Source organism: Blattabacterium cuenoti STAT (assembly GCF_003573915.1).
Lineage (GTDB): Bacteria > Bacteroidota > Bacteroidia > Flavobacteriales > Blattabacteriaceae > Blattabacterium > Blattabacterium cuenoti_A.
On sequence record NZ_AP014608.1, the window covers coordinates 347,819 to 355,000 of the forward strand.

3 protein-coding genes (1 of these 3 running past the window's edge) are annotated in these 7,182 nt (G+C 25.9%); 2 read left to right on the plus strand and 1 reads right to left on the minus strand.

From position 1 onward, the window contains the following. Positions 1-149: 149 nt before the first annotated feature. Complete coding sequence (dnaE, locus tag STAT_RS01655; protein WP_119305526.1) at positions 150-4,451, minus strand: DNA polymerase III subunit alpha; 4,302 nt, start codon at positions 4,449-4,451, stop codon at positions 150-152. A gap of 181 nt (positions 4,452-4,632) precedes the next feature. On the opposite strand from dnaE, the gene rpsA reads away from it, so the two are divergent. Both rpsA and STAT_RS01665 read left to right on the plus strand, forming a co-directional pair. Beyond that, positions 4,633-6,459, plus strand: coding sequence for a 30S ribosomal protein S1 (gene rpsA / locus STAT_RS01660; protein WP_119305527.1), 1,827 nt, complete (start codon positions 4,633-4,635; stop codon positions 6,457-6,459). 10 nt (positions 6,460-6,469) lie between these two features. After that, positions 6,470-7,182, plus strand: partial view of a ribonucleoside-diphosphate reductase subunit alpha gene (locus STAT_RS01665; protein WP_119305528.1) — the beginning only. The gene runs 997 nt beyond the window's last position; 713 of the gene's 1,710 nt are visible here — the first part of the coding sequence; it begins with the start codon at positions 6,470-6,472; the stop codon falls past the right edge of the window.

The following is a 7,182-nucleotide window of genomic DNA, read 5'->3' on the forward strand; positions in this document are numbered from 1 at the left end:
GTCACTCAAATAAAAACTAAGAAAAAAAAATAAAGGCATTTTCCCAATTGATTGTAGTATGAATAATACTTCATATATTTTACTTTATTTATATCAAAATACAAATTTAGGAAAGTCTTTTTAATTAATTTCATCCTTCCTGGCGAGTATTAATTTAAACAAAAATCTAATCCTTTTATTTCTTCCAATTTTTTTAAAAAACTTGAATTAATATTAATTTCATATTTAATAGATTCAAAATAAAAAAAAACTTGATCTACTTTATCATAAAGAATTATATTCAATTTTTTATCTCCTATTTGTTGTTGAGAAAAAAGTTTTTCTATACTATTTATAAAAACACTATTTAAGTTGTTTATATTAATTTTTATGATCAGTTTATGTACCAATTTTTTTAAAACATTTTGTAATTTTTCTATATGTAAAATATTAATTTTATATTTTTTATATTTTGATTGATCAATAGAAAAACATAAATACAATAGATTATTCTGAATTAGAATAGGTTCATATTTCAAATATTGTTGTCCATAAATTCTAAATTCTTTAGAAGAGTTATAATCCTCTAACAAAAAAATTCCATATTTAATTCCATTTTTTATATATATTTTTTTCTCTATTTGAGATAAAACTCCACATACGTACATCTTTTTTCCTGTGAGAAAAGATTCCTTATTCTTTAATTTTTCTAAAGATATATTTGTAAAATATTTAATTTCATAACAAAAATCATCCAAAGGATGTGCAGAAGTATAAACACCTAATACTTCTTTTTCTTTGGATAATTTATATGTGTTATTCCATAAATCACATTTCGTAATAATAGGTTTCTCTTCCTTATTTTTTGTTTTTCGTAATTTGGATTCAAATCTAATAATTTTTTCTAAAGTATTTAATTGATCATCAGATCCAACATGAAAATATTGCTCTCTATCAATATGAAAACTATCTAAAGCTCCGGATAAAATTAAACTCTCTAAAGTTTTTTTATTTACTACACGCAAGTCTACTCTTTTAACCAAATTAAAAACAGACGTATAAGGTCCGTTTTTTTTCCTTTCTTGAAGAAGAATTTTTACAGCATTTTTCCCTACCCCTTTTATTCCTGCAAGACCGAATCTAATGCAATTAGAATCGGTAACTTTAAAAAAAGAATTACTTTCATTTATATCTGGAGTAATCACAGATATATTCATTCTTTTACATTCTTCTATTAAAAAAGTAAGCTGTTTAATATTATACATATTATTACTTAATACAGAAGCCATATATTCACATGGAAAATGTGCTTTTAAATAAGCAGTTTGAAAAGCTATGTAGGCATAACATGTGGCATGAGATTTATTAAAAGCATAGCAAGAAAAATATTCCCAATCTTTCCATATTTTTTTTAAAATATTTTTAGGATAACCTTTTTTCATAGCTTGATTAAGAAATAAATTTTTCATTTTATTGAGCTTTTCTTTTTGTTTTTTTCCCATAGCTATTCTCAAGACATCTGCTTCTCCTTTGGTAAAATTAGCAATTTTTTGAGCAATTAACATGACTTGTTCTTGATATATTGTTATTCCATAAGTTTCTTTTAAATATTCCTCCATTTCCGGTAAATCATAGGTAATAGCTTCTTTTCCATGTTTTCTTAAAATAAAATTAGGAATGTATTGTAAAGGACCTGGTCTATACAATGCTGTCATCGCAATTAAATCATCAAATTTATCAGGTTTCAATTGACGTAAATATTTTTGCATTCCTGTAGATTCATATTGAAATACAGCTACAGTTTTTCCTTTTTGAAAAAGATGATAAGTTTTTTCGTCCTCTAAAGGAGGAAATGTTTTTTCTGTAAAAATTATATTCTCATGTGTTCTTTGAATGAGTTTTATGGCGTCTTTAATAATAGTAAGAGTTTTTAGCCCTAAAAAATCCATTTTTAATAATCCAACATATCCTACTACATGATTATCAAATTGCGTGAGCAATAAATCAGATTCTTTTGATACAGATACAGGAATATATTCTTGAATATTATATGGACTGATTATAATCCCACAAGCGTGTACTCCTGTACTTCTTATAGTGCCTTCTAAAATCTCTGCTTGTCGTAAAACTTTTCCCTCCAATGTGGATTGATTTTGATAAATTTCTATTAATTTTTTTGTATTGCTTTTTTCTTCTTTATTTATAATTTTTTCTAGTATATTTTTATCATATAGAATTGCATTCAATGAATACATATTAGGAACCATTTTTGCCATACGATCTGTTTCTTTTAGAGGTAAATTCAATACACGACCAGTATCTCTTATGGATGATTTTCCACCCATAGTTGCGTATGTTATGATTTGTGATACTTGATTTTTTCCATATTTTTGAACAACCCATTCAATAATTTTTTCACGTCCTTTATCATCAAAATCAATATCAATATCTGGTAAAGATATTCTGTCCGGATTTAAAAATCGTTCAAAAAGAAGATTATATTTTATGGGATCTATATTGGTTATTTCTATACAATATGCAACAATAGATCCTGCTACTGATCCTCTTCCAGGTCCCACTGATATATTCATTTTTCTAGCTTGAGATATGAAATTATGAACAATGAGGAAATAACCGGGATAACCAATTTTTTCTATTGTTTTTAATTCAAAAAGAATTCTTTCTTCTATTTTTTTAGTAATGTTTTTATAACGTTTTTTAGCTCCATCAAAAGTGATTTTTTTTAAAAAACGATTTTCTCCTCTATTTCCTCCATCTATTTTATCTATAGGATCTTCAAAAAATTTTGGAATTTGAAATTTTGGAAGTAATATTTTGTTAAAAAGGTGATAAGATTCAATTTTATTAACCAATTCCTCTAAAAAATCAAAAGATTCTGGAATATCGAAAAATATTTTTTTCATTTCTTCTGTACTTTTGAAATAAAATTCATGGTTTGGAAAACCAAATCTATACTCTCTTCCTTTTCCTATAGGTGTTAATTGTTTTTCTCCATTTTTTATACAAAGTAAAATATCATGAGCATTTGCTTCTTTTTTATCTAAATAAAAAGTATTATTTTGTATAATATATTTTACATGATATTTTTTTGAAAATTTCAATAATATGTTATTTACATAATTTTCTTCTTCTAGTCCATGACGGAATAATTCTATATAAAAATCCTCTCCAAAAAGATCCTTCCACCATAAAAAAATTTTTTCTGCTTTTCTTTCACCATAATTTAAAATAGTATATGGAATTTCTGCATTTAAATCTCCAGTAAGAGCGATTAAATTTTCCTTATATTTTTCTATTAACTTTTTTCCAATTCTAGGAATTCCAGCATATAGACCTTCTGTAAAACCTAATGAACAAAGTTTTGTTAAATTATGATAACCTTTTTTATTTTTAGATAAAAAAACTTGTTGATATCGTTTATCCGGTTCTTCTTTTGTAAATTTTTTTTGTAAATAATTATCTGAAATAAAGACTTCACAACCTACGATTCCTTTAATTGATTTTTCTGGATAATATTTTTTATTTATAGAATGAATAGTATTTAAAAAATGAAAAGCGCCCATCATATTTCCATAATCTGTTATTCCTACAGCTGGCATATTCCAAAGTATTGCTCTTTTTACTAGAGATTTAATATCTATAGTTGAATGAAGAATTGAAAAATAAGTATGATTATGAATGTGAGAATATTTTTTTTTTTTCAATTCTTCATTCAATGTTATATCATTTTTTTTAAAAAAAATTTTTTCTTTTTTTTCTAATTTTTCTAAAAAAGGAAAAATTTTTTCTTGAAAAGAAACCATAGAGGAAGAAATTTTTTTATTATACCTTTTTCTGAAATTCAATAAAACATCTTCTTTAATTCCGATTTCTTGATGTGATATTATTCCAATTCGTAATAATTCTAAAAAAGAACGTGCTGTAGCTTTAACATCGTTTTCTGCATTATGCAAATTGGGAATTTTTTCTTCAAAAAGCTTTTGATATAATTCTGTCAATGTAGGCCATTTGAATCTTTTTCCAATACCCGGTAATTTACAATAAGAAATAGAAATTTCTTTGGTATCTAATATTTTTTTCTTTTTAAAAGAGATAGGAATTTTTTTTCTAAAAAATTCACATTCAATAACTTTTATATCAAAATTTAAATTATGACCAATTAAACATTGAGATTGATCAAGAGATTTTTGAAATTCGTGAAGAACAGAACTTAAATCAAATCCATATTTTTCTGCTTTTTCATTAGTTATTCCATGAATCTTAAAAGCATTAAAAGGAATATCATAATTATCCGGTTTTATAATAAAATTTTTAAATTCTATTAAATCTCCTATAACATTATGATTCTGCCATGAAATTTGTACGATTCTTGGCCAATTTTCTATATTGGTAATTGGACAATTATAAGATCTAGGCAATCCTGTAGTTTCAGTATCAACAATAAGGTACATTTTATTTTTAATTACTAGATAGTAGAAAAAGTTACTGAAAAATTATTAGTTTTGTATTACCTGTTTCTTTCATTAAATAAAATAAATAGAGAACTGAGAACAGTTTCAGTGTTCTCTAGTTCTCTATCCATATATATGTTTTATTATGGTGGATAGAAAATAGTAAAAAAACAATAAAATTATGTCTAATCAAACCGGAGAAATAAAAAGAAAATCATCCCCTTCATATGATATAAAAAATGAAAAACAGAACATCATAAATAAGGAAAATATAAAAACAAGTTTCGATTGGACGAAATACGAAACTCATTTTGATAATGAGATACAAGAAAAAAGGAAAAAGTTAGAAGAATTATACACCAAAACTTTACCAGATATTCAAGAATTAGAGATTTATCAAGGAAATATAATACATATTTCGAATACAATGGTTATTGTAGATATTGGATTTAAAGCAGAAGGAGCCATTCCTACAAGTGAATTTAGAGAAAATTTGGATATCATTCAAGTTGGTAGTACAATAGAAGTTATGGTTGTAAAAATTGATTACAAAGGACAATGTATTCTTTCCTATCAAAAAGCAAAAATGTTAAGAAATTGGCAACGTATTAATCAAGCATATGAAAAATCAGAAGTCATACTAGGTTATGTTGCGGCTAGAACAAAAGGAGGATTAATTGTTGAAATATTTGATATAGAATGTTTTTTACCTGGATCACATATCAATGTAAAACCTGTTCGAGATTATGATACTTATGTGGGAAAAACTATGGAAATAAAAGTAGTTAAAATCAATAAAAAAACAAAAAACGTTGTTGTTTCTCATAAAGTATTAATAGAAAGAGATATTGAAGAACAAAGAAAAGAGATGATATCAAAACTAGATAAAGGTCAAGTATTAGAAGGAAAAATAAAAAACATTCTTCCTTATGGAGCCTTTGTAGATTTAGGTGGGGTAGATGCTTTACTTCATATTACTGATATGAGTTGGCCTCATATTAATCATCCTACAGAAATAGTTCAATTAGAACAAGAACTAAAATTTGTTGTATTAGGTGTAGATAAAGAAAAAAATCGTGTACAATTAGGTTTAAAACAACTGCAACCTCATCCTTGGAATTCCTTAGATAAAGATTTAAAAATAGGAAGTAAAATAAAAGGAAAAGTAAGTGTTTTAGCTGATTATGGAGCATTCGTTGAAATTATTCCAGGGGTAGAAGCCTTATTACATATTAGTGAAATGTCTTGGTCTACAGACCTATCTTCTACTCAAGATTTTGTACAAATAGGAGATGAATTAGAAGCTGTGATATTAACTATAGATCGTCAGGAAAGAAAAATGTCTTTAAGCGTAAAACAATTAACAACAGATCCTTGGATAAATATACAAGAAAAATATTCTATAGGCTCAGAACATGTTGGAACTGTAAAAAAATTTACAAATTTTGGTGTTTTTCTAGAATTAGAACGAGGAATTTCTGGAATTATTTATACCTATGATCTTTCATGGATTAAAAAAATTAAACATCCTTCTGAATTTTGCAATATCAATGATAAACTGAAAATTATTATACTATCTATAGATACTCAAGTAAGAAGATTTAATTTAGGACATAAACAATTGACAGAAAATCCATGGGAAAAATATGAAAAAATTTATTATGTTGGAAGTATTCACTATGGAATAGTATCAACTCTTTTTGAAAAAGGAGCATCTGTAAAATTTATAGAAGATCAAAAAATAGAAGCTTTTGTTCCATTACGTTTTTTAGAAAAAAAAGACGGGTCTACTATGAAAAAAGGAGAAAAAGGAAAATTTAAAATAATTGAATTTGATAAAGAAACCAAAAAAATTGTGGTTTCTCATACATCTGTCTATCGTGATAAAGATCAAAAAAAAGAACGACGTGTAATAAGAAATAGAAAAATGGAGAGATCCACATTAGGTGATATAGCTGGATTAGCTAAACTAAAAGAAAAAATAGAAAAAGAAAAAAAAAATAAATAGGTCTAAAATAATGGAAACACACCCTATTGCAGAAAAAGAAGGATGGAAAGTAGGAAAGGATTTTCCCGTTTGGGCTAATAATGAATTATATTTAACTACAATTAAAGGTGGATACTTATTAGATAGAGAATCTCCTTTTGAGGCATATAAAAGATTGTCAAAAAATGCAGCGAGAATTTTAAAAAAACCGAAAATAGAAGGAGAGTTTTTTAATATTTTTTGGAAAGGATGGCTTATCCCTTCTACTCCAGTTATGGTAAATCTCGGAACAGAAAAAGGTTTACCTATTAGTTGTTTTTCTGGAAGAATTGGGGATAGTATGTATGAAATATATAGAAAAAATTTAGAAATGGCTATACTAAGTAAACATGGTGGAGGAACATCTTATGACTTTAGTTTAGTTAGACCTATAGGAAAATCCATAAAAAATGGAGCATTGGGGACTTCTGATGGGATTATTCCTTTTATTAAATCATATGATAGTACTATAGTAGCTAGTAAACAAGGTAAAACACGTAGAGGTGCTGTAGCGATTTATTTAAACATAGAACATAAAGAATATCCAGAATTTTTAAAAATTAGAGAACCTAAAGGAGATATTAATCGTCAATGTCATAATGTTCATCAAGGGGTAATAATTTCTAATTCTTTTATGGAAAAGGTGTTAAAAAAAAATGGAAAAGAACGAACTTTATGGATTGATACTCTTAAAGAACGTGTTCA

Excerpts from the sequence above, each read along its gene's own strand:
- dnaE (WP_119305526.1), bottom strand. The coding sequence starts at position 4,451 with ATGTACCTTATTGTTGATACTGAAACTACAGGATTGCCTAGATCTTAT.
- rpsA (WP_119305527.1), top strand. The coding sequence starts at position 4,633 with ATGTCTAATCAAACCGGAGAAATAAAAAGAAAATCATCCCCTTCATAT.